The following is a 26,170-nucleotide window of genomic DNA, read 5'->3' as shown; positions in this document are numbered from 1 at the left end:
TTTCATTTTAGTTTTTATAAACGTGATTATACTCTTACATCAAATCAAATGCATTAATCAAATCAACTTCTAGATCATTTAATTTTTTATTTGTATCAAGTTTTAGAAGTTTAGCCTGTGTTGATAAGTGAAATTTCAAATCTGTTCTGTCATGCTTAGTAAATAGCTCTTCTGTCGATATGTTGATATCTTTGAGTTTTTTATATGTTTCAGTCATGTCCTCTTTATCAGAGATTATTACTATCTGATTTTCTCCAAAATATCCAATAAAAGCATTTGGCAACTGCTCATTCTTAACAGATTTAACAATGTTCGAAAATTCAATCTCTACAGCCGCAGCTTCGACTTTACCGTACCATTTTGCAATATTATCAAAGTTTTTTGCACTAACTATTACAACACCTAACTCACTAACACCATGTTTTAGAAGTTCTATTTTTTCTAAAACAAACTTTCTGATTGGGAGTTTTGTATGTTCATCTTTATAAAGTGCATTATGAATAGCTGTAATATCGCTAAAAGTAAGTATATAACTGTTTTCATCTTCTAGTTTTGTTAAAGTAACTTGATATTCGTAAGTGTTTGCATCTTTAGTGATTCTAACTTTTTTCTCATCATCATCTAACTGCTCTAGCTGTTCTATAAGGTCTTTGTTAGATGCAGCATTTACACAATGAGAAGCTTCTTCAAAGAGTACTCCGATCTCTGGCATCTCTAGTTTTAAAGTATCATATGAATCAAATCCGCCTATCTCTAAAAAGGCTCTATTAGCCATGCTTACTTCATTATCTTTGATTATGACTATTCCGATGTTAATCTCATCTACTATTATCTGAGCATTTTTAGAAAGTGCTACTATTTCATTTTGAAGTTCTTCTCTCTCGTTCTCAAAAGTCAATTCTTCTGCTATTTTGTAAAGTACATATAAAAATTGTTTATTGTTAAAAGGTTTCAGTACAAATCTATTAACGTCAAGGTTAATGAGTTTCATTAAATACTCACTGTCATTATGAGCAGAGGTTACCAGAATAATCTGATCATAATATATCTCTTTTATAGCTTCTATCATCTCTATACCATTCATATTTGGCATATTTATATCAGTGATAACTACATCGAATTCACGCTCTTTATACTTTGTAAGACCTATCGCTCCATCTTCTGCCAAAACTACATCTGGAAAAAAACGACCTAAAAAACTAGCTGTCTGCGTACGGATAACTTCATCATCTTCTACATATAATACGGAACATTTTGAAGCATATTTTTTTAACTTAACAATATTGATCTCCACTTATATCTCCTCTTTTACAGGTATTGTAATAGTAAAACTTGTTGAGTCATCTTTAGTCTCAACACTAAGAGTTCCTTGAAGATGATCCTCAACAATCATCTTAGACATATAAAGCCCTAATCCTGTACCATTTTTCTTATCTTTTGTACTAAAATATGGATTAAATATCTTCTCTAAAATATCTTTAGGAATACCACCTGCATTATCTTGAACAACTATTTGAATGTTACCGTTTATCTTTTTGGTGGATAGTTTTATAACTCGGTCTTGAATCTTATTCTCAACATATGCATCCATAGCATTTTTAACAAGGTTTAAAATTATCTGCATTAGATCATTTTTCTTTGTCATAGTCTTCACATTATCTTCATAGTCTCGCTCTAACTCAATAGCATGGTTTTTAAGTGTAGAACTTATTACATGACAAGATTCGTCTATTATAAGACTGGCATCTACAATTTCTGATTTATGATCAGGTTTGAAAAAGTTTTTAAAGTCATCTATAGTGTGTGACAGATAACCTATCTGTGTGTTGATAAGATTTAGATTTTGGGTAAACCTATCTTCATCAATATCTTCTAACTCAATATCAAGTAGTAGGTTATTAGTAGTCATACTCATTCCGGTGAGTGGCTGTCTCCACTGATGAGCTATCATACTTATCATCTCACCCATAGCTGCAAAACGAGATTGTTTTGCTATGAACTGATCTTTTTTATTTAGTTGAACAACAAAGTATCTAACAGTAAGATATATACTTAAAAAGACAAAAAGCATTAAAGCTTCTACAAGCCCAAAAAATATCATCATATCATCATCTGAATCAACAGCAGAATAGATAGCATTTATGGAACGTATATGTCCCTCTTTTTCATTAAATCCATTTTTAGTCCCATACATCTGGAGCATATCTTTTGGTGCATCTTTGTAATCGCCGTGACACCTTAGACAAGCTTTAGTATTTTTTCTCGTTGGAAGTGCAAAAAAGAGATAATCTTCGCCGTTAAGTTTGATTCTCTGGGAGTAAGATTTTATATCTGTTTCATTAAAAAGTTTTAATATTTTTGACTCATATTCTGTCGCTTTATTCAGAGGATTTGTAGGATTATCACTTGCAAACTTAAACTCTATTTTATTGATTATATGTTCTTGTTCTGCAATCTTTTGCTGAAATATTTTATCTACATGTCCAATGATAAAAGTGGATGATAAAAGAGCAGGATTAAAATACTCTTTTGAAAGATTATAATCGTTTATAAGCTTATAAACTGCAGGTTTTTGAAACTCTGAGACATATTTCTGCATAGACTCTGAGAGAAGTACATTTTGTCTAATCAATTTATACGCTTCTTTCTCGTGATAGGCATCTAAAACAAAATAAAAAACAGTAGAACCAAACATAAAAGTTATGATGAAGATTATTGTTATTTTTCTGATTAGTTTATCTAACATTTAAATACCTACTTATAATATTTAATAATGATATCATAAAAATTATATTTTTTTTAGTATAATCAACTCTATAAAACTAAAAGACATAAGGATATTTCTTGGCATATAACTTAGAAAATACTCTCGTAATAGGTATCTCCGCTACAGCTCTTTTTGATCTATCAAAAGAGGACAAGTTCTTCGAAAAAGAATTTAAAAATAATCCTGAAAATGCCATTCAAATGTACAGAGAATATATGCTAAAAAATGAGCACCAACCATTAAATGAAGGTATTGGGTATCCTCTTATTAAAGCTTTGCTAGACCTGAATAAGTATCAGAAAAAAGCTGACTCTCCACTTGTTGAAGTTGTTATTATGTCAAGAAATTCTCCAGACACTGGAGTAATAGTTTTAAATAATATAAAAAAACTAAATCTGAACATAACACGTTCTGCTTTTACTGCCGGAGAATCAAGTGCAGACTATCTAGAAGCATTCGATGTTGATTTGTTTTTGACGACAAATGAGTCAGATGCACAAAAAGTCATAGATAAAAAGGTATGTGCTTCTGCTGTTTTATCTACTCCGCCTGAATATAAATGTGATATACCTGATGGCCAAGTCAGGATTGCTTTTGATGGGGATGCTGTCCTTTTTGATGAAACAAGTGAGTTGGTTTATAAGACAGGTGGTATAGAAGCTTTTCATGAAAATGAACACAATTCTCAAGACATTCCTATGAATGAAGGACCCTTTGCATCTTTTTTAAAAAAACTGGCAAGACTTCAAGAGAGACTTCCCATGAAAATGGAGCTTTCACCGGTTCGCATAGCTCTTGTAACTGCTAGAAATGCTCCTTCAGACATAAGAGTTATCAAGACTTTAAGACACTGGGGAGTCTACGTAGATGAAGCATTTTTTCTAGGTGGAATCGAGAAGAGTAAAATACTAAAAGCTTTTAAGGCTCACATATTTTTTGACGACCAAGATGTGCATTTAGAGACTTCATCATTAGTTGTACCATGTGGAAAAGTGTTATATCCATCTTTTTCCAAACTAAAAAACCAAAAAAAATAGTGTGATTTTGTAACAATACTGTAATATTTACATTTTACTATTGTAAATAATAAAAAGTTATATTATAATAAGCACTAATTTATCACAAAATAATTATTATTTTTTGATACGAAAGGGGTTATAAATGGTTAAAAATAGTATTATAGTTGTAGAAGATGATGAAATCACAGCATTGAATCTCAACTTATCACTTCAAAAACATGGATATAACGTTATTGCAGTGTGTGATAATGCTACTCAGGCAAAAAATAAAATTCAGGCTTATAAACCTGATTTAGTCATCATAGATATCTCTCTGGATGAAAGTAATGATGGAATTGAACTAGCAAAAGTAGTACGTCAAAAATACAATATTCCATTTATATTTCTAACATCTTATAGCGATGATGACATTATTGCGCAAGCAAAACTGACTGAACCATACGGTTACATTGTAAAGCCATTTGATCCCAACTCTCTTCATGCAACCATTCAGATGGCTATTTTCAAGTATGAAGTAGAGAATGAAAGAAAAGATAATATTGACTCATTAAAAGTTGATAAGCTAAACCTAGAAAAGCTTCTTTACTCAAAAAGAGCTTCTGACAAACCTATCGTTCCTTTTGGTGATAAGTATCATCTTGACATTAGTGTATGCGAAACATTTTATAATGGCAAGAAAATCAAACTTACTAAAAAAGAAAACGCATTTTTACGTCTGCTTGTAGCACAACTGGGACTTGTTGTTAGTTTCGAGCAAGCGATGAACTATGTTTGGGATGAAAGCGGTGCAACAGAAAACAGCGTTAGAACTCTTGTTTGGAGACTAAGAAACAAACTTGAGACTGATATCATCAAAAATGCTTCTGGTATAGGTTACTACATAGAAGAGTAAAACCTAAAAAGAGTTTTAAGAAATCTCTATTTCTTGAACTCTATCTTTAATTTTTTCAAACACTTCCATATAATTATATTCACTGTTTTGAGACTTCGCCATTTGCTCCATCTCGCTAGCACTGTGTTGTAAGAACTCTATTCTAAAGTTTCCGCTAGACCCTTTGATGCTATGAGCATTTAGAGCTATTTTTTTATAATCTTTTTCTTTGATGGCACTTCTTAACTCAGGAATCTGCTTTTTCATCTTTTTTATAAACAGAGTTAGAAGCATAAGTAGCTCATCTTCACTAAGCATAAGTTCTTCTTTAAGTTTTGCTGCGTCAAGCCCAGAAATATTACTTTGAAAATTTTTGACTTTTTCTTTTACTGCTTCTTGTGCAGAGTTTATCTTTAGATAAAGTGCAAATACTCTCTCTAACTCTTTTAAAATTATTGGTTTACCTAAAAATGAATCAAATCCACTCAGAAGACCTCTCTCCTTTGCACCCTTTATAACATTTGCTGTAAGTGCTGAAACAGGAGTATGTCTAAGTCCTCTTTTGATCTCATAATCTGCAATTTTTTTAACGGCTTCATTACCGTCCATAACCGGCATCTGCTCATCCATTAAAATCATGTCATAGTTATTTAATTTATAAAGTTCTACTGCTTCATAACCATTCCCCGCAAGATCAAAAGTAAGTCCATATTTTTGTAGTAGTATTTTAATAAGCTCTTGATTTGCCTCGTTGTCTTCAGCAACTAAGATATGACCTATAAACTTTGTACCTACTTCATGCTGATGAGGAGAGTAGGAGTTAGGATTTAGAAGTTCATTAAAGGTATCTCGTATCTTTGAGCAGTATAGAGGAAATGATATAGATGTAATGTTGTCATACTTATCATATTCATCATTTGGCTTACTTACCATAACTATAAATTTTTTATCTGAGTTTATTGTTCTCGCAATAAAACTTCTATCAACATCTTCTTCAACAAAAAGAGCAATGTCAAAATCAGCATCTATAGAGTCTATCATCTCCGTATTCATTCCAAATACATCTGCATATCTTAAAAATGATTCTTCTTTATATGCATTTTTTGAGTCTTTTGAATATACTGCGATTTTAAGAGATTGGAATGAGCTTACATCTTCATAGATAGGGCATATATCACTATGTGCATCTACTGGCATCTCCACCCAAAACTTACTTCCATTACCATATATAGATTCAGCATGAACACTTCCACCCATATGATGCGCCAACTGGTGACAAATAGAAAGCCCTAGTCCTGTTCCGTCACAATTCTTCTGCTCACTATGTTGAGCTTGTGCAAATGCCGTAAAGATATTTTCTATATCTTGTTCTGCAATCCCGATACCACTATCAGTAACACTTAGTTTCAGTACTCCTTCATAGCAAGCGGCTTCTACACTTATATGCCCTCCATTTGGAGTAAACTTAATGGCATTGCTTAAAAAATTAGACAAAATTTGTTTGATTCTAAGTGCATCTGCATACAACTCTTTTGGAATATGAGGATCAATAAAGGAGATAATAGTGATATCTTTTACATTTGCACTTGCAACAAAAAGCTCCATTGTATGACTTATTTCATCATGTAAGGAGAAAATCTTTGGCTCAATAGTAAACTCACCACTGCGAAGTTTTGAAAAGTCTAGAATATCATTGATAATACTCAGAAGATTCTCTCCACTATTTAAAATAATGTCTAAATATGTTCTGTGCTTTTTAGACACGTCTTCATCTATGAGAAGATTTACAAACCCTAAAATAGCATTTAATGGTGTTCTAATCTCATGTGACATATTTGATAAGAAGTATTCTTTAGCCTGAGAAGCTCTATCTGCTTCAAGTCTGGCATCTATAAGCTTTTGAAAAATAGTATCTGTGTAGTATTTTAAAATACCTCTAAAGTTTTTATCAAATATATAAGAGATCTCATTTGCCATATCTTTTGAATCCAGACCTTTATCATAAGCAAAATCAATCATTGAACGACGGAAGTGACTACAGATTTCAAAAAGCTCATCTGCACTTATCTCTCTATTTTTTAAATATGACAGCAAGTCTTGCATAATTGGACAGTTTCCTATCTTCATCTCACCTGCAATTACTCCCATAAAATAGTCAAAAACACCGCTAGCATACTCTTGTAAAAAATAATCTCTATCTATATCATGAATATTTAAAATCTTTTGCGGAGATTTATACGATAGCCACTGAGATAAAATATCATTCTTATTATTTATAAATATTTCTTGCGTATCTGTTAAATTTGGTACCTGTGATTTCATATATTTGCCTATTTAAATATTTATGGGTTTACTAAAAAGTAAGATATTACCATGATAAGGGTTAACTTGATAAGAGTTATGACAGTTGTTCCTATTATGTTTCCAATCTGGCAACTTGTACACGATGTAAATTGCTTACCTTCATACTGGGCATAGAAAAAGTATATTAAAGAGAGTCCTAACACGCCATAAGAAGCGTAAAGTTGATAAGACCACATACTCTCTAATGAGTTTTGAGTTGATATAAACAGAGAAGCAACTATTAAAAGAGCCATCGCTATCATAATGATGTTAATCGCTTTTAGTATGTAATCTCTTTTAAAAGTTGTCGGGCAACTTTCAGAGATTGCTATATCACTTCCAAACTCAAGCTTCTTCTCAAAAAGTTTTTTCTCATCTTTTGAGAGTTTATTGATAAATGATGAGCCAAATGTATAGTCTATCTTTCTTTGAAGCAGGACTGCTTCAGCACCTGTTGCTTTTAAACTATGCTGTTGAAAATTTCTATCTTCATATACAATAGAGATATTATTGTGTCTTTGGACAGTAGCGCTGAGTCCAGGAAAATATGCTGTTTTTTCAACTGTAGTAATTTTATCACTACTTCTTATTATTCTTGGATTTATAAGTTCTAAATAACCGTCATCATCAGACACAAAGGACATTTCCCCTTTTTTAATAATTATTATATTATACATCTCAGCTATCTGAAATGCAGCAAGTGCGTCGAGAGAGTTTGCTTCGATCGTATCTTTTAGATCTTGGATAATCGAGATTATCTCTTCATTAAATACTCTTACATCTGTACCGTACTCTACACTTGGTGGTGTTGGATAAGTAATAATATCTCTTACCATTAAACTGCCTTAATATAATTTACTAAAAATAGGATTTTTCCTCTTTGGTTGAGGGTGATTGTCTTACCCTCCAAGGTGGAGGGTTGAAGAATTAGTGACTTTTTTTAACCACTACTAGCATTTTTAAATTTATAGCTATGAATCTAAAAAACTGAAATATAACACACGTTCTCATCCATTTTGCAACTGGACCAGGTGTCATTGTTGTAAAGTTATTACTATACGCTTTAATATTTTTTTCGCCATATTTAGACATTGTATTTTTCCTTATAATTTATGTATGCTGATAATCTCTTTGACGAGCATATTTTATAAAATAAAATATAGCCGAAAAAGAATCAGATTATCAGTGTAATCTTTTTTTTATCTCTACTCTGGGATTAGAGTCCAGCCTGGTTTAAGCTCAGCTTTCCATATGAAAAGGTGATGAAGTATATGTTTAATCCAGTGACCTGCAAGACCTATCTCACCGAAAGTGTAATCTGTATCACGACCAGTACCTGGGTACTTCTCGAAATCTGGAACAACAGGATAAATTGTCATCGCCGCAGCTGTACCATCAAATAGTCCTTTACCGGCAGATGCAACACAAGCAGCACCCATTTCAGCCATAGAAGCTTTATGTAATGGAGCATCTTCACCTTTTAGGATTCTGTCACAAACACTATGAGCAACAGTTTTACCCATAATACCTGAAGGCATACCTGTACGAGGTGGAGTTGGAACAATTGGAGTTCCGTTTGGAGAACTCATTGGTTTTGAGATTGGGTGTGGAGGTGCAAAAGCAATACCACAAGCAAACATATTACCATATGTAGGGTTTTGATAAGTCTCTGGCCAGTCACTAGCTTTCCAGTTCTCGTAAGTACCCGCAGCATAGTTTGCATCAACTTTCATAAATCCGTTTGGAGCGAATACTGTATCTGTAATATCTTCACCAGCTTTATTGTAAGCTTTAAGCCCAACACCGGCAAATGGAGGAATTAACATTGAGAAATCAAAGCTTTCCTCACCCATTGAACCATCAAGCAGTTCATAATGAATATTTCCAGATTCAACTTTATTTACGTGAGCACCGATAATCCACTCAACATCACGTTCAACAAATAGAGACTCTGCAAAAATTCTTGAACTTACTGCAAAACCCATAGCTTTCATATGAAGTCCACCAACACCAAAGTCACCTAAGAAAGACTCATTTGATATCCACTTGATGTCTGCCATATCACGAACACCAGCTTTCTTTAACTCATGCTCAATATTGAAAATATACTCAAATGCAGCACCTTGACAAGTACACATACCGTGTCCAGTACCGATTAAGAATTTCTGGCGCTCTCCAGCTTTCATTTTTTCAACACATTTTTCTAATTCTTCTGCAGCATGAACTGCGTGATCTGCTGTACATACTGAAACAGTGTGTTCACCAAGACCATTTGCATCTCCAAGACCTGGAGTTGCAGCGAAGTTTAGTTTAGGACCTGTTGCATTGATTAAGTAATCATACTCAATATTTTCAGTTTGTCCTTCTTTACCTTCTTCTGTAAACTCAATACTTACAAAAGGTTTGTCACCAGATTCATTCCCCTCTGGATTGATTGACACTGCTTTTGCTTGCTTGTATGTGATACCAGCTTTTGCATATACAGGAGCTAAATCAAAAGTAACTTCTTCTTTTGTCATTTGACCAACACCAACCCAAATATTTGATGGAATCCAGTTCCATTTTGAGTTTGGAGTAACCACAACAACTTCATGAGATGAACCCAACCATTTTGCTGCGAAAGTTGCGGCTGTATGTCCAGAAACACCACCACCTAAAACGACTAATCTTGCCATATATTCTTCCTCTTTATTTAAAAGTTACAGCAAGGTTATCACAAGTTTATCACATTACTATCACAAAGAATTATTATTATATAAATAATTATTATATATTCAAATTATGTAAGCGCACAGCCCTTTAATTTAGGGACTTTTTAGCTTCTTAAAAATCATATTTGAGGTAGATTTTTAAGTTTTTGCTTAGAATAAAAAATATTTTTTTACATCTTTTGTGTAAAAACTACACATTTCAACAAGTGTTTTGTAAACTGTAAAACCTACTTCTCGTCTACTTTTAAAATCTTACTTATTATTTCATACACATTTTTTGAAAGGCTCTCCACTGCAAGAATACGTTCTAACTCTTTTTGCATCAACTCTTTATTTTCATTGTTTAGTCTCTCGTATATTTTAAACGCAGATGCAAGTCCGGATGCCATCTGTGGATTTATCTTGTCTATCTCTATGATCTTATCTGCAACAAATGAATAACCATGCCCATCTATAGCGTGAAAGTGCTTGTAGTTTCTTGCAAAAACACCTATAAGTGAGCGAACAAGATTTGGAACTTTTTCATCATAGACTTCATCATTTTCAAGTGCCATAACACGTTCAAGAGTTCCATTTCTAGTAGATGCTGCAAGTATTGCAAAGTACTTGTTCATAACCAGAGTGTCATCTTTATATCTGTTGTAAAAATCATTTAGTGCTACTTCACCCTCTTCGCTTGTTATATTTTCCAGTATATCTAAAGCAACTACTCTGTCTGTCATAGTAAGAGACTCTTCGTACTGCTCTCTTGCCATATCTATCACTTCTCTACTCTCTAGTGCAGACAAGATTCTAAGAACTCTGTTTTTGATAGCACGTTGACCCATGCTAATAGCGTCTAGTTCTTTGTTTTTAGGTTTATGGTTTTGTTTGTAAATCTCCAATAGTTTGTCTTTATAGAGTGTTGCCAGTTCACGTTCTAGTCTATCTTTAGCCAAATATATAGGCACAAAATCAACTATGTCCTGTCTTTGCATCAGAGTCGATACAGATGGAAGTTCTAAAAGTAGCGCTTTGTATGACAGCTCAATGTCAAGATCTAAGATATAACCGTAAGCTTCTAAGAACTCTTCATCAATATTTCCTGTATCCATCATCTCTTCTAAAGTCTCTGTAGCAAAAGACTGTGCTGACTCATATCTTATAAAACTGTTTTGGTCATGCTTCATCAAAAATGCATACTCTTTAGCAATCTGTTTTATTTTAACAGGAGCAGAAAAATCACGGTTTATAGATAGGTAAGGCTTAGCATCCAGACATTCAAAAATAAATTCCTCTTTTTCTTTTGAGACTATCAATATCTTTTCCAAGATCTCATTACCAGTTAAGCTTATAAGTCCAACTTTTAACGGAAAGTAGTATGGTTTTTGTATGCTTCCATCCACTGCATTTGGAACGCTCTGAGTCAGAGTAAGCTTATAAACTCCGTTATGAAATGATTCTTCAACATTTAATGTCGGTGTTCCTGACTGATGGTACCAAGTCTCAAACTCCAAAAGGTCAATTCCGCTTGCTTCACTCATAGCCCATAAAAAGTCATCTGTTCTTACAGCTTGACCATCAAAAGTATCAAAGTATAAGTCAGTTGCTTTTCTATAGTTTTCTTCGCCTAATAAAGTGTGAATCATTCTAATGATCTCTGCACCTTTTTCGTAAACTGTAGATGTGTAAAAGTTATTTATAGACATGTATGAGTTTGGCTGAATCGGGTGAGCTGTTGGAGATGCATCTTCGACAAACTGTCTATCTCTTAAACCTTTAACATCCTCTATACGTTGAACCTCACGTGAGTTTAGATCAGCTGAAAAAGATTGATCACGAAACACTGTAAGTCCCTCTTTAAGTGTCAGTTGAAACCAGTCACGACATGTGATGCGGTTACCTGTCCAGTTGTGAAAGTACTCATGTGCTATAACACTTTGGATGCCCATAAAGTTAGCATCTGTAGCTCTGTCTTCATCTGCTAAAACATAGTGAGAGTTAAAGATATTTAGACCCTTGTTCTCCATAGCTCCCATATTAAAACTATCAACAGCGACTATATTGTATATCTCCAAGTCATACTCACGTCCGTACTTTTCTTCATCCCAAAGCATTGACTCTTTAAGTGATTTCATAGCGTGAGCACACTGAGACTCATTTCCTTTGTCACAGTATATGTTTAGCTCTACATACTCTCCGGATGCAGTCGTGTACTCATCATTTACACATCCAAGATCACCTGCTACTAAAGCAAAAAGGTAAGATGGCTTTGGATGCGGATCGTGCCAGGTAGTTCCATGTCTACCATTCATAAAGTCATGGCAGTTTTTCTTGTTTCCATTACTAAGAAGGATAGGATACTTATCTTTTTGTGCGATTATAGTAGTAGTAAACACACTCATAACATCCGGTCTGTCTAAGTATGGAGTGATTCTTCTAAAACCTTCCGGTTCGTTTTGAGTACAAAAGATAGAACCTGACTTGTAAAGTCCTTCTAATTCAGTATTGTTTTGAGGATATATTTTGTTTTTGATTTTTAAAGAGAAAGACTCCGGAACATTCAGGACTGTCAGACTATCTTCATATATGATATAGCGAGTATCATTTAGTTTCAAGTCATTTAAGTAAATCTCTATTAGCTCCAAGTCAATAGCATCTAGGCGTATATCATTTTCACTACTATCAATCTTGTGTATCTTCATGATATTTGTTACAGTCGTAAAATCTTCAAAGAGTTCAAAGTGTAGTTCACATCTCTCTATTTCAAACTCCGGTTTTTTATAATCTTTTAAGTATATAGTTTTCATTTGGCTCATAATGCCTCTTTTTTTATTTTTAATAATAATAGCATAAGAGTTTTAGTGTAAAATTACACCAATTAATTATAAAGGTATCTATAGTGAGCATTTACAGAGAGTACGACATCCGTGGCATCTACGAAAAAGAGTTAAATGAGCAGAGTGTTGTTCGTATTGGTTATGCACTTGCATCTAAGATAGACGGTGAATACGTATCTGTTGGTTATGACGCTAGAAGTCACTCTCCTATACTTTTTGAGTATCTTGTTCACGGACTAAATGCAGGCGGTAAAAAAGTTCTAGATATGGGAATGGTTCCTACTCCGGTTAACTACTTTACTAACTACCAAGAGTGGGATGGTATCACTACATCTGCATCCATCATGATTACAGGTTCTCACAACCCTAGCGAGTACAACGGTTTTAAGATCACGGTAGATAAAGCACCATTCTTTAGCGAAGACATCTACGCTCTTGGTCGTGAGTGTGAAACGATGCAACTTCCTGCTAAAGTTAAAAGAGATGTAACTAAGATAGATGCAGTTACTAGATATGTAGACTTTTTAGTACATGAGTTTCAACACTTAAAAGCTATGGACACTAAGATAGTATACGACTGTGGAAATGGTGTTGCCGGTGTTGTTACTGAAGATATTTTTTCTCAACTAGAACTTAAGACAAAGGGTCTATACATCGAGCCTGATGGAACTTTCCCGAACCATCATCCAGACCCTTCTGAAGAGCATAACTTAGAAGATGTAAAAAAACTTCTTGCAACTGATGGTGATATCGCATTTGCATATGATGGAGATGCTGACCGTATCGCAGTTCTTACTCACAAGAACAACATCAAGGGTGACATGATGGCACTTCTTTACTCTATGACTATGGATAAGCCTACTGTTGTCGGAGAAGTAAAATGTTCACAAGTTATGTACGACGAGCTTGAACGTCGAGGGGCTACAGCTGTCATGTACAAAACCGGTCATTCAAACCTAAAAGTAAAGATGAAAGAAATAGATGCAGACTTAGCTTGTGAAGTTAGCGGTCATGTATTTTTCAAAAACCGTTACTTTGGTTATGACGATGCTATCTATGCAACTCTTAGAATGTTAGAACTTATCCACGATAAAATCGACTTGGACGAAGAACTTGCAAAACTTCCTCAAGTTTTCTCAACTGAGGAGATAAAAGTAAAGACTACTGAATCTGAAAAGTTTAAGATTATAGATGCTGTAAAGGTTTTACTGAAAAATCCACCGGCTTCATTTCCTACTATCAGGGATATCATAGATGTAGATGGTGTTCGTATTAACTTTGAAAACGGCTGGGGACTTGTTCGTGCGAGCAATACCACTCCTGTACTTGTAACTCGTTTTGAGTCAACTTCCCAGGAAACGGCAAAGCTTTATGAAAAAGCTATAAATGATTTAATAATAGAGGCAAAAAGCTCTTTGTAGAAATGATAATAAATTTATATAATATGAAACGCTTATTGAAATTTCTTCTTATTTACTTTGTTATAATTATTTCAGTATTTAGCTTTTATATTAGTGTAATAGATGAACACCAAAAACAGCTCTCAATTACCTACGAAGAGCTGAGTGGTGTTGAGTATTTAGAGAGCATCTATCAACTAAGTGTTAGCATTACTGCTCATGAGTCTCTTTTTCACATTGAAGGCAATAAAGACAAAATAAACTCCGCCCAAGAGCTTATAAAAAAACATGCAGACTCACTCTACTCACTACAAAAAAAATACCCAAAATTTATAAATCTGGATTTAAACAGACAACTAGAACTTGAAAAAACATCTCATACAAATGAAGAAGATTATTATCAATTTTTAGAGTCTATAAACCACGAGAACTATCGAATAGGAGATTTATCTAAACTTCTTTATGAAAACGATAGAAAACTGTACTTTTTGAATGCACTTGCTACCCACTATCTGCCTGAGTATCTTATTAGCACAACTATTAGACACAATATAGTCACAGAGTTCAGTCATAACGGAGAGCTTAGTAACTTTAAAAAAAATCTATATACAGAACAAAACAAACTTGTCTATCTTAGTTCTCAAGAGCTAAATGAAATCATAAAACTGCTTGAACCATATAAAGAGACCAATAAACTAACATATTTAATAGAAGAAACACTAAGAGAACTGGACAACCTATCTCAAATCTCAACCGTAGTTTCAGAGTGGAAAAACAATCCCAAAGAGCTTGAGTCTTACTTAAAAATATCAAGTAAAATACTAAAACTCGCATATAGACTAAACAATGCAAACTTTTATATTTTAAAATCAGAGCTAAAAATCAGAAAAGACCATTTAGAGCAAAAAGTTTTAATAAACAGATTTCTAATAATTTTTATTATTGTGTTTATTACAGCAATAATATTCTACTTTTATCGTTCTACTTCCCTAAATATACAAAAAGATATAGAGATCAAAAAGATAAACAAGACCCTTGATAAGTTCGTTATATTTTCCAAGACTGATAGACATGGGAAAATCACCTATATCAGCAGTGCTATGCAGAAGTTAAGCGGTTATTCTTACGATGAAATTATTGGTAGAAAACACAATATATTTACTCACGAAGATATGGATAGGGCTGTTTTTAAAGAGTTATGGGAGACTATATTAGACAAAAAAGTCTGGAAAGGTAAATTACTTAACAAGACTAAAGACGGTTCTTTTTACTGGATACGAGTAACTATTATCCCTGAACTAAATGAAGATGCAGTGATAGAAGGCTTTAGTGCTTACTCTCAAGATATAACAAATGAAAAAGCACTTGAAGTAGAGAAGAAAAAGACTCAAGATGCCCTAGAGTTTAAAAGCAAATTTTTATCAAATATGTCACATGAAATCAGGACACCTCTGAATGGGATCATTGGTCTCACATATATAACTCTTAAAACAGAGCTAAACGATAAACAAGAAAAGCTAATCAGTAAGATTAAGTCTGCTTCTGATCTGCTTCTTGGTGTCATAAATGACATCTTGGATATTTCAAAAATAGAATCAGGAAAGATGACTATAGAGAAAGCTGACTTTAACTTAAAAGAGATAGTTACAAATGTAACTGACCTGCTCATGCATCAAGCTCAAGACAAAGATATCCTACTTGATGTAGATTATGAAAATATCTCCAACTTTCAACTCATAGGAGACTCTTTAAGAATCTCACAAGTACTTACAAATCTGCTTAGTAATGCTATAAAGTTCACTTCTACAGGTGGGATTGGACTCCGTATAAAGGGTATGCAAGAGAATATTATTAAGTTTGAAGTAAAAGATACAGGTATTGGTTTAAAACCACAACAGATAGAGATTCTTTTTGAAGAGTTTACACAAGCAGATATGAGCACTAGTAGAAAATACGGTGGAACAGGGCTAGGTCTATCTATCGTTAAAAACCTTGTAGAACTGATGGGTGGGAAAGTAGCGCTTAAGAGTAAGTTTGGAGTCGGTTCTACTTTTAGTTTTGAGATTCCTCTAGAGGCGTCTGATAGCTGTCTATTAGATAGAAAAAACACACAAAATATGCAATCTCTTGAAAACACTCTAAACAATATAGGGGCAAGAAAAATCTTAGTAGCTGAAGACAACAAGATGAATCAGACTATCTTAGAAATGCTACTAGAAGATACAAAACTTGAGATAGACTTTGCAGAAGACGGAACTATAGTTATAGAAAAGCTCAAAGAAAAAGATTATGATTTACTCTTTATGGATATTCAGATGCCAAATATGAATGGATATGAAGCTACTGAGCATATTAGATTGACAGATAAAGATATTCCTATAATAGCTCTAAGTGCCAATGTAATGAAAGAAGATACGGATAAAGCTTTTGCATCTGGGATGAATGATTATCTTGCGAAACCTATAGATGTAATAAAGCTATATACAATGCTGATAAAACACCTAAAAAATTAGTTTTCTTCCACCTCACCTTTATTGATAATATCTAAATAGTGCTGTATAGAGTTCACATATCTCACAGGCTCGTTTCCTCTGGCGTAACCATGTTTTAAATTCTTATAATATTTTTTCTGAGACAAAAGAGGTAGAACTTTTTTAATATCATTCCATGAGTATGGGTTTTTGTTTAGCTTTCTAGCTAAAGTCTGAGCATCATGAATATGCCCCATCCCAACATTATATGCAGCGAGCGTAAAAGCCAAACGGCTTTTACCTTTTATCTCCGGTGCTAATCTCTTCTCAATTTTTGAGAGATACTTTGCCCCGCCATGAATACTCTCTTTTGCATTCAGTCTATTTTTAACACCCATCTGCTTTGCTGTTGCTTGAGTTAGCATCATTAAACCTCTAACACCGGTATGACTCGTAGCTTTTGGATTCCAGTGTGATTCTTGATATGACTGTGCAGCTAATAAAAGCCATGGAATATTGTATTTTTCTTCTGCTTCTTTAAAGTATTTCTCATACTTTGGCAGACGGGTTTTTAGGCGTTTATAAAATACTTTTGTATCGTAGTAGTCAAAGATACCTAAAAACGAGTAGTAAAAATCTCTAAGTTCGGTCATTTTACCAGAATGCTCATACACGTTTAGCCATTTATATAGACTTTCATTTACAGAGTTGTCACCCTCTCTCAAGATCCATGCAAGATTCTTTTTCTCACTAAGAACGAGTGTTCTAACAAGTTCAGGATAGTAACGCTGATTTATCATAAAAATATTTGAATCAGCTACAGTACAGTCTACTTTTTGCTCATGAGTAAGTTCAAGTAGTTGTTCTGTAGAGTATTTATCAGTTATATTAAAATCAAGCCCTAAAACACTTCGAGAGAGTTTACTCATAGTCACTTCATAACTCGTATCTTTTCCAACAACTATGTTTAACCCGACAAGATCCTGCACATTCTCTGGAATAGTTCTTTTTTTATACATTCCACTGTTACAGATCAGATGCTCTTGTGTAGTGTAATATTGAGGACCAAACTTAAAATCTTTTGCTCTAGTTGATGTATTACTAATAGATGCGACAGTTATATCTCCAACGCCATCTCTAGTCTTTTGAAGTGCTTCACTAACAGTATAAACAACAGTTAAGTTGAGATCTACACCTAGCTTTTTTGCATAATCAGATATAAGTTCATACTCAAACCCTCTCTCTTTGTAAGAACCTACATAGTAGACAGTCGGTGAGTTTAGGATTACAACATCAAGTCGTTTTTTTTCTTTGATTTTTTCAAGAAGAGTAGTAGTTGGTTCAGGCTTAGAAATATTGATGAAAAACAGACTAGCCTGCCAACCAACAATAAAAAATAGCACCGCTATAACCAACTTAGGTTTATAGTTTCTCATTAATTACCTCTAAACCTAAGTATCTCTCAACTACTAGTTTTGCTTAATTCTACTAAAGCAAGACTAACTCTTAACTTAACTGCCTCATAATTTTCATGTTTTTAAAGCATATTTAGCTATAATCACTTCAATAATTTATTCATATAAATCAAGGAAAAAAATGACAACTCACACTCTTTTAATGCCTCTAGATATGCACCTTCACCTTCGCGACGGTGTTATGCTTGAAAACGTTGCTCCACTTACTGCCTACAGCTTCAGCGGTGCTATCGTTATGCCAAATCTTGTTCCTCCAGTATCAACACTTGAAGATATTCAAGCATATAGAGAAAGGATTATGGCAGCAGTTCCAAATGATTTTTTTGAACCATATATGACTCTGTTTTACAAGAACTATGACAAAGCATTTTTAGAGAGTGTTGCAGATGAAATCACTGCTATAAAACTTTATCCCGCAGGAATTACAACAAACTCTGAAGGTGGTGTTTCATCTTTTGACATTGAAGAGATGCGCCCTACTTTAGAAGCTATGAGTAATTTAAATATTCCCCTTTGTGTTCATGGTGAGACTGACGGTTTTGTTATGGATAGAGAAGCTGAGTTTATGAGCATCTATGAACTTCTTGCATCTAACTTCCCAAATCTAAAAATCATTATGGAGCATATCACTACAAAAGAAGCTGTAAATATGCTTGATAAGTTCGACAACCTATATGCAACTATTACAGTTCATCACCTTTTACTAACGCTTGATGATGTTGTTGGCGGTATGATGATGCCTCACAACTTCTGTAAGCCTATCGCAAAAAGACCAGAAGATTTAGACGCACTGCTAAGTGTGGCACTAGAAGCTCATCCTAAAGTTATGTTTGGATCAGACTCGGCACCACATCCACAAGAAAAAAAAGAGAGTTGTGGTTGTGCTGCGGGTATATTTACAGCACCTATAGCTCTTCAACTTCTATGTGAGATTTTTGAGCAATATGACAAACTTGATAATCTTCAAGCATTTGTAAGTGACAATGCACAGAGCATCTACGGTCTCTGCCCAGAATTTAAAGAAATTATTCTGGAAAAAAGACCATTTGTTATACCTGAACATTATGCAAATGTAGTACCTATGTACGCAGGTCAAGCAATCAACTGGGCAATTGCGAGCGTTGACTAAAGTTTTACTTTTAGAAGATGACCTCCTTTTTGGAGAGACTCTTGTTGATTTACTAGAAGAAAATGACTTTGAAGTCACGCATGTACCAAATGGGCAAAGCGCTATAGACGCTACATACGATAAAAACTTTCATATCTACATACTTGATATCAATGTTCCTCTTATTGATGGCGTCACAGTCTTAAAAGAACTTCGTGAAGCACAGGACTCAACTCCTACAATCTTTTTAACTTCTCATAAAGACAAAGAGATGCTTACTCGTGGTTTTATGAGCGGAGCGGATGACTATATTACCAAGCCTTTTGATAGCGATGAACTTATCCTTAGACTTCATGCACTTCTTAGAAGATGCAAGTCCAGCAGCGTAGAGTGCATTGCGCTGCTATGTCATGATGAGATTCATCAACGTATTTTGTATGATGAAGTAGAGCTTGATCTTTCAAAAAAAGAGTATGCTCTTCTTCTACTTCTTATGAAACATGTTAATAACACTGTTCCAAAAGAGCTTATCAGTGATGAGCTTTGGAGTGTTTCACAAACAGGAAGCGATGGGGCAATACGTGTTTATATTAACCGCATCAAGCAGTTACTTCCACAAATGACAATCGAAAATATTCGCGGTATCGGGTATAAACTTGTTCCGTAATCTTCGCATCAGCATCTTTGTATACTACTTCTTAACCGTAAGTGCATTTTTGGGTACTCTTCACTACTTTTTAGCCGTCGTTGAAGTAGAAAATATTTTTCTTCTGGCAATTGTGATGCTCTGTTTCAGTGCTCTTGGTGGGGTAATGATCTCAAAACTCGCGATTGATCCTCTCCAAGAGCACGTAACAAACTTGCAAAACCTATCAAAAGAGACTCTGCATGAGCTAAATCTTCCCATAAGTACTATCATGACAAACTCAAATATGCTTAAAAAAAATATGGAGAGTGAGAAGGATTTAAAAAGATTAGGTAGAATAGAGACAGCCTGTTCAATGTTGCAAGAGAGATATAACGAACTGGATTATATGATAAAGAAGCAGACTCTTCATGAGATAAAAGAGAATTTCATGCTTGATGAATTAGTTAAAGAGAGGGCCCAGTTTTTAAAGCATATTTATCCACATGTAGAGTTCACTTTGGAGCTTCAAACTACACAAATAATAAGCGATCGAACAGGCTTGGCTAAAGTCATTGACAACATTATTGATAATGCTGTAAAATATTCACCAAACAGTAATAAATGTGATATAACTTTAAGTGATAATTCACTCCATATAAAAGATTATGGTTGCGGTATGGATGAAGTCGAACTTATTCAAATATTTGACAACTATTATCAATCTAATGATAATATGCGGGGTTTTGGAATAGGTCTTAGCATGGTTAAAAGATTTTGTGACACACAAAACATAGAACTGAATTTCAAGTCTAAACCGGATTATGGAACAACAGTATTACTAAAATTTAAGGACGATTAATGGAAAGCAACTTTTTAGCATACGCAGAAGAGGCACTTGACTACGGTGTAATGGGAATTTTAATACTTATGAGTATTGTAACTCTATGGTTATTTATAGAGAGAATGATGTTTTACAAAAGTGTTCGTTTTGATGACTATAATCATAGGGATGTATTAGAAATGGACTTAACTGACAACATCGGTGTTATCAGTGCTATCGGCTCAAATGCTCCTTATGTTGGACTTCTTGGGACGGTTGTGGGGATTATGATTACATTTTACACAATGGGTGATGCTGGAGCTGTAGATGCTAAAAAGATCATGACTGGTCTTGCTCTCGCACTAAAGGCTACTGCTATGGGTCTTATCGTAGCTATGCCTGCTATTGTTGCTTATACTGTTGTACTTCGTAAAGTAGAAAAAATACTAACTGCCTATGATGTGATTCAAGACACAAAAGAGCACTAATAATGGCTAGGTGTAAAAAACAACCAAAAAGATTTGACCAGATAAATGTTATCCCGTTTATCGATATCATGCTTGTTCTTTTAGTTATGGTTTTAACTACAGCTACATTTATAAAACAGGGTGTTATCCCTGTTGAACTACCTGAAGCAAAAGCCTCTAAAAAAGAAGACCTCAAAAAAGAGATAAGTGTTTATGTAAATGCTAAAGGCGAGATGTTCTATGAGAAAGAGAAAATAGATGCTAAAGGTCTTGAAGCAAAACTATCTCAGATAGATAAAAAACAGACTGTTGTTCTTAGAAGTGACAAAGAGTCAAGATTTCAAGACTTTGTAACTGTTATGGATATATTAAAACGCTTAAAACACGAACAGCTTTATATAGTTACTAAAGAGTAACTCTTTAGTATGATTTATCCATGAGCTTAATCTTAGAAGTTAAGCTCGGCTCTTCTTCTTTTTCTTCTGATTTAATGCTCTCTTGAACAGACTTACTTACTTGTGTACTAAAAACCTTTTTATCAACATCTTTGTTCTCTCTAAAAAGTGTACTTGCTATAAAAAATAGCACCATGATTACAACAATACTTACATAAAGTAAAATATAATTTCTAATATGACCTGATTCAAAGGGGTTTTGCATTATTACTCTTTATTATTTTTTGGATTCCAATTATATACTAAATAAGATAACTTACATTATTTTTATGATAGTATATTTTAAAATTAATTTAAGGAAACTACATGCAAACAACAACTTTTAATGGTACAACTGTAAACTTGGCAGGGAATGCACTTAATGTTGGTGATGCGGCACCGACAGTAATAGCTACGGGCACTGATCTAAGTGACGTAGAAATCGGTGGAGCGAAAGATAAAATTCAACTAATCATTACAGTACCATCACTCGATACTGATACTTGTGCGGCTGAAACAAGAAGGTTTAACGTTGATGTCAATAACTTGGATATCTGCGAGACAACTGTTATCTCTATGGATTTGCCATTTGCGGCTGATCGTTTTTGTACTACAGAAGGTATTGAGAACCTGACTGTTGCATCTGACTATATTAACAAAGATGTTAGTAAAGCTTTTGGTGTTTTAATGGCTGATAATAAACTCATAGGTCTTAGTGCAAGAGCTGTTTTTGTAATCGACAGAAGTGGAATAATAACTTATAAAGAAATTGTTTCTGAAGTAACAGCCGAACCAAACTACGAAGCTGCACTTGAAGCTATCAAAGAAGCTAGATAAATTCACTTAACTTTATAGCCAATTCCTAGGAAGTGAGCCTTAGTCATTTTATGCTTACTTCCGTCTTTGAAGTATCTAGTGCAAATAGACTTGAACTTAAAAAAAAAGCACTATTAATATTATATTTTTCATACTCCACCCTAAGAAGTCAAGTTGTAAAAAGCAGCGTTCTCCGCTTTTCCGTAGTGATAACCTTGAAGTAAATCTACACCTAAGTCTCTAACCGTTTTAGCAATATCTGCATCTGATACAAACTCAGCTATTACTTTAATGTTATTTCTTTTTGCATAATCTACCAAGATAGATAAAATCAACCTACAGTTATCATCACTCTGAATATTTCCAATTATAGAACCGTCTATTTTAACAAAATCAGCTCTAAATTTGGAGAGATGTGTAAAATTTGAATATCCTGTTCCAAAGTCATCTATTGCAATCAAAGCACCGTAACTCTTAACCATGTTAATAAAGTCTTCTAAAACACTATAGTCTCTTATCTCTTCAGATTCTAGCATCTCAAATGTGATTGTAGGTCCATCATGTTTTTTAAGCCTATTTTCTATGTATGTGACTAACTTATGAGAATTAATATTCTCATATGTAAGATTGATAGTAACTTCTTTATTTGAAGCTTTGGATACTGCAAATATTTTCTGAATAATCTGTCTTGTAAAGTTCTCAAAGAAGCTACTCTTCTCTGCAATACTTAAAAAGTCCGAAACAGCTATAACATTTCCATCGGCATCTCTAATACGAGCCAGAGCTTCATACTTAACAACTTCTTCTGTTTTAGCATCTACAATTGGCTGAAAGAAAGGTTCTATTCTATCGTTGATAAGAGCATCTTTAAAGTCATTAAACCTTTTTAAGTTTAGTTGATGAATCTCTTTTGTATTTATAGAATCATTATAAATGTAGTATCTGTGTTTTGTTTTTTTAGCCTCTTTTAGAGCCAAAGATGTTTTACTCAAAAGATCTTTTGAACCACATGCCATCGAAATATTAAAAGTCACCACAATATCATTGATAATAAAATTATCTTCTGATAAAAGAGCAAACTCTATCAAAGACTCATACTTACTAAATAAACTCTTATCATCTACTAAGATAAAGTATCGATCTGAATCAAGTTTATAGAGTACTACACTCTCATTAGAAATATAACTTTTTAGCCTTTGTGAAGCTTCCAGTAATATTTCATCAGCAATCCTCTCACCATAGAGATCATTGATAACAGTAAAATCTTTGATATCAAGTAAGATTGCCATTAACTCATCATCATTTGATCTTAATCTTTCATTTAGTTTTTCTCTGTTTGGTAGGTGTGTGAGGGTATCTGTTGAGTAAATCTCTAGCAGTTGTTGACTTTTTATAAGTTCTGTAATATCTTGTCTTATTGATATATACTCTAAAATCTTCCCACTTGAATCTTTAATAGGATATATTGTAGAGTTTACATAGTAGGCATTGCCACTTTTTTTAATATTTTTAAGGACACCATTCCAGATATTTCCATCTGATATTGTTCGCCAAATCTCTTTAAATACAGACTTGGGAGCAGTCGGATCTTTTATAATAGCGTGCGTGCGTCCTAAAAGTTCTTCTCTGCTATACTCAGATACCTCACAAAACTTATCATTTACATAAGTTATATTACCTTTAATATCTGTCTTTGAAAATATACTACTCTTATCAACTGCATCTTTATACTGTTCAAATATAGATTCGTCTTCCATACTTTACCCCTCTTACATAAGCAAATATGCCCGATATATCAAAATTGATTCTGACATACATAGTATAGCATCTATCAAAAATAATCATATAATTGTTGGTTATATAAAACTATAATAAATTAAAAGCTATAATACACTTATCACATTATTTTGACAATTATTCTATGCTACCATTATATAATAAACCTATTAGAGAGCAGTTAGAATCAAAAGAGAAAAGAGAGATTATTTGGATAAGAATAACAATAATTTGAAAATTGTAAACAGCACTAAACATATGTTTTTTACAATTATAGGAATTATAACTTTTATTACAATTTTCTTCCTCTACCTAGGCTATATGCACCATAAGTTTGCTCTAGATCTTATAGTAAAAGAAGAAAAAAACATTGCCTCTAAAATATACTATAACACACTAAAAAATGTTGCTCAAAGATATGAGTCTGTTGCTAATAATATACTCATGAATAGAGAAGTTTTAGAAGCCTTTGAGAATTACGATAGAAAAAAACTTTCAAGTATAACGGCACCTATATATAAAAAATTAAGCGATGATAATCCTTACTTAAAGATCATGCACTTTCACACCAAAGATACAAGAAGTTTTTTAAGACTACATAAACCTGAAAAATTTGGAGATGATCTAAGTTTTATCAGACACATGATCAACAAAGTAAACCAAACAAAAAATAAAGTAATTGCTATGGAAGCAGGTAGATACGGAGTTTACTATAGACTGGCTCTTCCTGTGTCAAATGAAAAAGGTGATCATTTAGGTGTATTTGAATTTGGTATTAACGTCAACTATATTTTAGACACATTCAATCAAAACTATGATTTCAAAAGTATTTTACTTTTGAAAAAGAATATCTTCAAAATCATCCATGAAAATAACAAAAACATAACTTATAGTTCATACTCTAACGACTACTATTCCATAGAATCAGACATAAACAATATATGTGCCTGTAAAAGTACAACTATATGTAACTGTACTACTTCTCCAGTTTGTAACTGCGGTACAGATAAAGACTGTAATTGCATTACTTCTACAATTAAAGATGATAAGCTTGCTATTATTGAAAATGACAAGAATAGCAATATAATTTTTACAATAAACACCATAAAAGACATCTCAAATAAGGAAATTGGTAAAGTTCTTTTTATTAAAAATCTAAACTATTACACAGATGAGATAAATATAGTAAAAAACACATCTATTATTTCAGTAATAATTCTTCTTTTTCTTTCTTTTTATCTGATGAGAAAAATATTTAACAACTATATAAATGTCATAAACAGCTACCAAAGTAAACTCGAGATCAAAAACCGTACTCTTTTAAAACTTGTAAATGTTGATCACCTAACTAAGATCCATAACAGAAAATCTATAGAAACCATTCTCATTAAAGAGCTAAAAATAGCAAAACGTTATAACCATGAACTCTCTGTTATAATCTTTGATATAGATGATTTTAAAAATATAAATGATACTTTTGGGCACAACATTGGAGATAAGGTTCTTAAGAACATTGCTAAAGTAGTAACTTCTACTATTAGAGAGAGTGATTATTTTGGAAGATGGGGTGGGGAAGAATTTATTGTCATCTCAACTGAGACTTCTTTAAATAATGCCCTTATTGTTGCTGAAAAAATCAGAGAGAGCATCTACAAATACGATTTTGAAGAAGCAACGCAAGTAAGCTGTAGTGTCGGTGTTGCAGAATATACAAGTGAAGACACACATCAAACTATAGTACACAATGCTGACACAGCACTATACGAAGCTAAGCATAGTGGAAAGAACAAAGTTATCGTCTACAAAAACATCTAAGTTATGAAGTTGTTATTTCCATTTTCTTTCTCTGATTCTAGAGTGACAAGACGTACACTGTTTTAGTATTTGATTATAATCTTCAAGACTATCATCAAAATTATCACCATCTATTGCCAAAACTAAATCCTCAGCATACATTTTAATCATCTTAGCTCTTTTTTTGGCAAATTTACCTGCATTTGCTTTAGAATCTGGCAGATATGTTGAAGCGTCAGTTTCTATTAAAGAGTCTAAATTATTTATGAGAATTTGTGCGGCATTCTTGATACCTTCTTTATTGTTATAAAAACCGGCTCTTTGGATATTTACAACAGCTTCAAGCATATTTCTCATATCTGAAGATAGTTTTGCTTGTTGAGTTTTATCTCCTGCATATAACGAAGAAGTTAACAGTAGCGAGATTACAGTAATAATAATTTTTTTCATA

22 protein-coding genes are annotated in these 26,170 nt (G+C 33.4%); 11 read left to right on the top strand and 11 right to left on the bottom strand.

The window, feature by feature from the left end; genetic code table 11:
* Positions 1 to 34: 34 nt before the first annotated feature.
* Together ABZC13_RS03715 and ABZC13_RS03710 are read right to left on the bottom strand one after the other, a co-directional pair.
* Positions 35 to 1,294, bottom strand: coding sequence for a response regulator (locus tag ABZC13_RS03715; protein WP_373000274.1), 1,260 nt, complete (start codon positions 1,292 to 1,294; stop codon positions 35 to 37).
* Entirely contained in the window at positions 1,295 to 2,746 is a 1,452-nt protein-coding gene (locus ABZC13_RS03710) for a DUF3365 domain-containing protein (RefSeq protein WP_373000271.1), read from the bottom strand.
* Positions 2,747 to 2,844: 98 nt separating this feature from the next.
* Here ABZC13_RS03710 and ABZC13_RS03705 point away from each other — a divergent pair, with 98 nt between their 5' ends.
* Together ABZC13_RS03705 and ABZC13_RS03700 are read left to right on the top strand one after the other, a co-directional pair.
* On the top strand, positions 2,845 to 3,804 hold the full coding sequence (locus ABZC13_RS03705) for a 5'-nucleotidase (RefSeq protein ID WP_373000268.1): 960 nt from the start codon (positions 2,845 to 2,847) through the stop codon (positions 3,802 to 3,804).
* Between the two features lie 124 nt (positions 3,805 to 3,928).
* Complete coding sequence (locus tag ABZC13_RS03700; RefSeq protein WP_008336783.1) at positions 3,929 to 4,678, top strand: response regulator; 750 nt, start codon at positions 3,929 to 3,931, stop codon at positions 4,676 to 4,678.
* A gap of 15 nt (positions 4,679 to 4,693) precedes the next feature.
* Here ABZC13_RS03700 and ABZC13_RS03695 read toward each other — a convergent pair whose 3' ends face one another.
* The 5 genes from ABZC13_RS03695 to pepN form a co-directional block, all read right to left on the bottom strand.
* The gene (locus ABZC13_RS03695) at positions 4,694 to 6,979 is read right to left on the bottom strand and encodes an ATP-binding protein (protein WP_373000265.1); all 2,286 of its coding nucleotides are present in this window, start codon (positions 6,977 to 6,979) and stop codon (positions 4,694 to 4,696) included.
* 20 nt (positions 6,980 to 6,999) lie between these two features.
* Positions 7,000 to 7,836: a peptide deformylase gene (locus ABZC13_RS03690; protein WP_373000262.1), complete on the bottom strand. Its 837-nt coding sequence runs from the start codon at positions 7,834 to 7,836 to the stop codon at positions 7,000 to 7,002.
* A gap of 91 nt (positions 7,837 to 7,927) precedes the next feature.
* Positions 7,928 to 8,092, bottom strand: a complete 165-nt coding sequence (locus ABZC13_RS03685) for a hypothetical protein (RefSeq protein WP_373000259.1) — start codon at positions 8,090 to 8,092, stop codon at positions 7,928 to 7,930.
* Between the two features lie 113 nt (positions 8,093 to 8,205).
* Positions 8,206 to 9,675: an NAD(P)/FAD-dependent oxidoreductase gene (locus ABZC13_RS03680; protein WP_373000256.1), complete on the bottom strand. Its 1,470-nt coding sequence runs from the start codon at positions 9,673 to 9,675 to the stop codon at positions 8,206 to 8,208.
* A gap of 263 nt (positions 9,676 to 9,938) precedes the next feature.
* Positions 9,939 to 12,509: an aminopeptidase N gene (gene pepN, locus ABZC13_RS03675; RefSeq protein ID WP_373000253.1), complete on the bottom strand. Its 2,571-nt coding sequence runs from the start codon at positions 12,507 to 12,509 to the stop codon at positions 9,939 to 9,941.
* Between the two features lie 83 nt (positions 12,510 to 12,592).
* Between pepN and ABZC13_RS03670 the strand changes: the two genes are divergently transcribed.
* Positions 12,593 to 13,951 (top strand): phosphomannomutase/phosphoglucomutase, encoded by a 1,359-nt coding sequence (locus tag ABZC13_RS03670; protein ID WP_373000251.1) that lies wholly within the window; start codon positions 12,593 to 12,595, stop codon positions 13,949 to 13,951.
* Positions 13,952 to 13,986: 35 nt separating this feature from the next.
* On the top strand, positions 13,987 to 16,443 hold the full coding sequence (locus tag ABZC13_RS03665; protein ID WP_373000248.1) for an ATP-binding protein: 2,457 nt from the start codon (positions 13,987 to 13,989) through the stop codon (positions 16,441 to 16,443).
* On the opposite strand, the gene mltF is transcribed toward ABZC13_RS03665, so the two are convergent.
* Positions 16,440 to 17,837, bottom strand: a complete 1,398-nt coding sequence (gene mltF / locus ABZC13_RS03660) for a membrane-bound lytic murein transglycosylase MltF (RefSeq protein ID WP_373000245.1) — start codon at positions 17,835 to 17,837, stop codon at positions 16,440 to 16,442. The genes ABZC13_RS03665 and mltF overlap by 4 nt on opposite strands.
* 160 nt (positions 17,838 to 17,997) lie before the next feature.
* Here mltF and pyrC point away from each other — a divergent pair, with 160 nt between their 5' ends.
* The 5 genes from pyrC to exbD are packed head-to-tail and all read left to right on the top strand — an operon-like array spanning position 17,998 to position 21,315.
* A complete protein-coding gene (gene pyrC, locus ABZC13_RS03655; RefSeq protein WP_373000243.1) occupies positions 17,998 to 19,005 on the top strand; it encodes a dihydroorotase in 1,008 nt (335 codons plus the stop codon).
* Entirely contained in the window at positions 18,998 to 19,651 is a 654-nt protein-coding gene (locus ABZC13_RS03650; RefSeq protein WP_373000240.1) for a response regulator transcription factor, read from the top strand. Before pyrC ends, ABZC13_RS03650 begins: the two co-directional genes overlap by 8 nt.
* Positions 19,641 to 20,471, top strand: coding sequence for a sensor histidine kinase (locus tag ABZC13_RS03645; protein WP_373000237.1), 831 nt, complete (start codon positions 19,641 to 19,643; stop codon positions 20,469 to 20,471). Before ABZC13_RS03650 ends, ABZC13_RS03645 begins: the two co-directional genes overlap by 11 nt.
* Positions 20,471 to 20,920, top strand: coding sequence for a TonB-system energizer ExbB (gene exbB / locus ABZC13_RS03640; RefSeq protein WP_373000233.1), 450 nt, complete (start codon positions 20,471 to 20,473; stop codon positions 20,918 to 20,920). Before ABZC13_RS03645 ends, exbB begins: the two co-directional genes overlap by 1 nt.
* 2 nt (positions 20,921 to 20,922) lie before the next feature.
* Positions 20,923 to 21,315 carry a TonB system transport protein ExbD gene (gene exbD / locus ABZC13_RS03635; protein WP_373000230.1) on the top strand — a complete coding sequence of 131 codons (393 nt, stop codon included), beginning with the start codon at positions 20,923 to 20,925 and terminating at the stop codon, positions 21,313 to 21,315.
* Positions 21,316 to 21,319: 4 nt separating this feature from the next.
* Here the strand turns inward: exbD and ABZC13_RS03630 are convergent, their stop codons facing one another.
* Complete coding sequence (locus ABZC13_RS03630) at positions 21,320 to 21,559, bottom strand: hypothetical protein (protein ID WP_373000227.1); 240 nt, start codon at positions 21,557 to 21,559, stop codon at positions 21,320 to 21,322.
* A 101-nt stretch (positions 21,560 to 21,660) separates the two neighbouring features.
* On the opposite strand from ABZC13_RS03630, the gene tpx reads away from it, so the two are divergent.
* The gene (gene tpx, locus ABZC13_RS03625; RefSeq protein WP_373000225.1) at positions 21,661 to 22,170 is read left to right on the top strand and encodes a thiol peroxidase; all 510 of its coding nucleotides are present in this window, start codon (positions 21,661 to 21,663) and stop codon (positions 22,168 to 22,170) included.
* A 140-nt stretch (positions 22,171 to 22,310) separates the two neighbouring features.
* Here tpx and ABZC13_RS03620 read toward each other — a convergent pair whose 3' ends face one another.
* Positions 22,311 to 23,906, bottom strand: coding sequence for an EAL domain-containing protein (locus ABZC13_RS03620; protein WP_373000222.1), 1,596 nt, complete (start codon positions 23,904 to 23,906; stop codon positions 22,311 to 22,313).
* Positions 23,907 to 24,246: 340 nt separating this feature from the next.
* Here ABZC13_RS03620 and ABZC13_RS03615 point away from each other — a divergent pair, with 340 nt between their 5' ends.
* Positions 24,247 to 25,740 carry a diguanylate cyclase gene (locus ABZC13_RS03615; protein ID WP_373000219.1) on the top strand — a complete coding sequence of 498 codons (1,494 nt, stop codon included), beginning with the start codon at positions 24,247 to 24,249 and terminating at the stop codon, positions 25,738 to 25,740.
* Between the two features lie 12 nt (positions 25,741 to 25,752).
* Here ABZC13_RS03615 and ABZC13_RS03610 read toward each other — a convergent pair whose 3' ends face one another.
* Positions 25,753 to 26,169 (bottom strand): hypothetical protein, encoded by a 417-nt coding sequence (locus tag ABZC13_RS03610; RefSeq protein ID WP_373000216.1) that lies wholly within the window; start codon positions 26,167 to 26,169, stop codon positions 25,753 to 25,755.
* Position 26,170 lies beyond the last annotated feature (1 nt).

Source organism: Sulfurimonas sp., from assembly GCF_041563035.1.
Lineage (GTDB): Bacteria > Campylobacterota > Campylobacteria > Campylobacterales > Sulfurimonadaceae > Sulfurimonas.
Note: the sequence above shows the minus strand (reverse complement) of the source record. Positions and strands in the feature narration are given on the sequence as shown.

Excerpts from the sequence above, each read along its gene's own strand:
- ABZC13_RS03710 (WP_373000271.1), bottom strand. The coding sequence starts at position 2,746 with ATGTTAGATAAACTAATCAGAAAAATAACAATAATCTTCATCATAACT.
- ABZC13_RS03700 (WP_008336783.1), top strand. The coding sequence starts at position 3,929 with ATGGTTAAAAATAGTATTATAGTTGTAGAAGATGATGAAATCACAGCA.
- ABZC13_RS03695 (WP_373000265.1), bottom strand. The coding sequence starts at position 6,979 with ATGAAATCACAGGTACCAAATTTAACAGATACGCAAGAAATATTTATA.
- ABZC13_RS03690 (WP_373000262.1), bottom strand. The coding sequence starts at position 7,836 with ATGGTAAGAGATATTATTACTTATCCAACACCACCAAGTGTAGAGTAC.
- ABZC13_RS03685 (WP_373000259.1), bottom strand. The coding sequence starts at position 8,092 with ATGTCTAAATATGGCGAAAAAAATATTAAAGCGTATAGTAATAACTTT.
- ABZC13_RS03680 (WP_373000256.1), bottom strand. The coding sequence starts at position 9,675 with ATGGCAAGATTAGTCGTTTTAGGTGGTGGTGTTTCTGGACATACAGCC.
- pepN (WP_373000253.1), bottom strand. The coding sequence starts at position 12,509 with ATGAGCCAAATGAAAACTATATACTTAAAAGATTATAAAAAACCGGAG.
- mltF (WP_373000245.1), bottom strand. The coding sequence starts at position 17,837 with ATGAGAAACTATAAACCTAAGTTGGTTATAGCGGTGCTATTTTTTATT.
- pyrC (WP_373000243.1), top strand. The coding sequence starts at position 17,998 with ATGACAACTCACACTCTTTTAATGCCTCTAGATATGCACCTTCACCTT.
- exbB (WP_373000233.1), top strand. The coding sequence starts at position 20,471 with ATGGAAAGCAACTTTTTAGCATACGCAGAAGAGGCACTTGACTACGGT.
- exbD (WP_373000230.1), top strand. The coding sequence starts at position 20,923 with ATGGCTAGGTGTAAAAAACAACCAAAAAGATTTGACCAGATAAATGTT.
- ABZC13_RS03630 (WP_373000227.1), bottom strand. The coding sequence starts at position 21,559 with ATGCAAAACCCCTTTGAATCAGGTCATATTAGAAATTATATTTTACTT.
- tpx (WP_373000225.1), top strand. The coding sequence starts at position 21,661 with ATGCAAACAACAACTTTTAATGGTACAACTGTAAACTTGGCAGGGAAT.
- ABZC13_RS03620 (WP_373000222.1), bottom strand. The coding sequence starts at position 23,906 with ATGGAAGACGAATCTATATTTGAACAGTATAAAGATGCAGTTGATAAG.
- ABZC13_RS03615 (WP_373000219.1), top strand. The coding sequence starts at position 24,247 with ATGCACCATAAGTTTGCTCTAGATCTTATAGTAAAAGAAGAAAAAAAC.
- ABZC13_RS03610 (WP_373000216.1), bottom strand. The coding sequence starts at position 26,169 with ATGAAAAAAATTATTATTACTGTAATCTCGCTACTGTTAACTTCTTCG.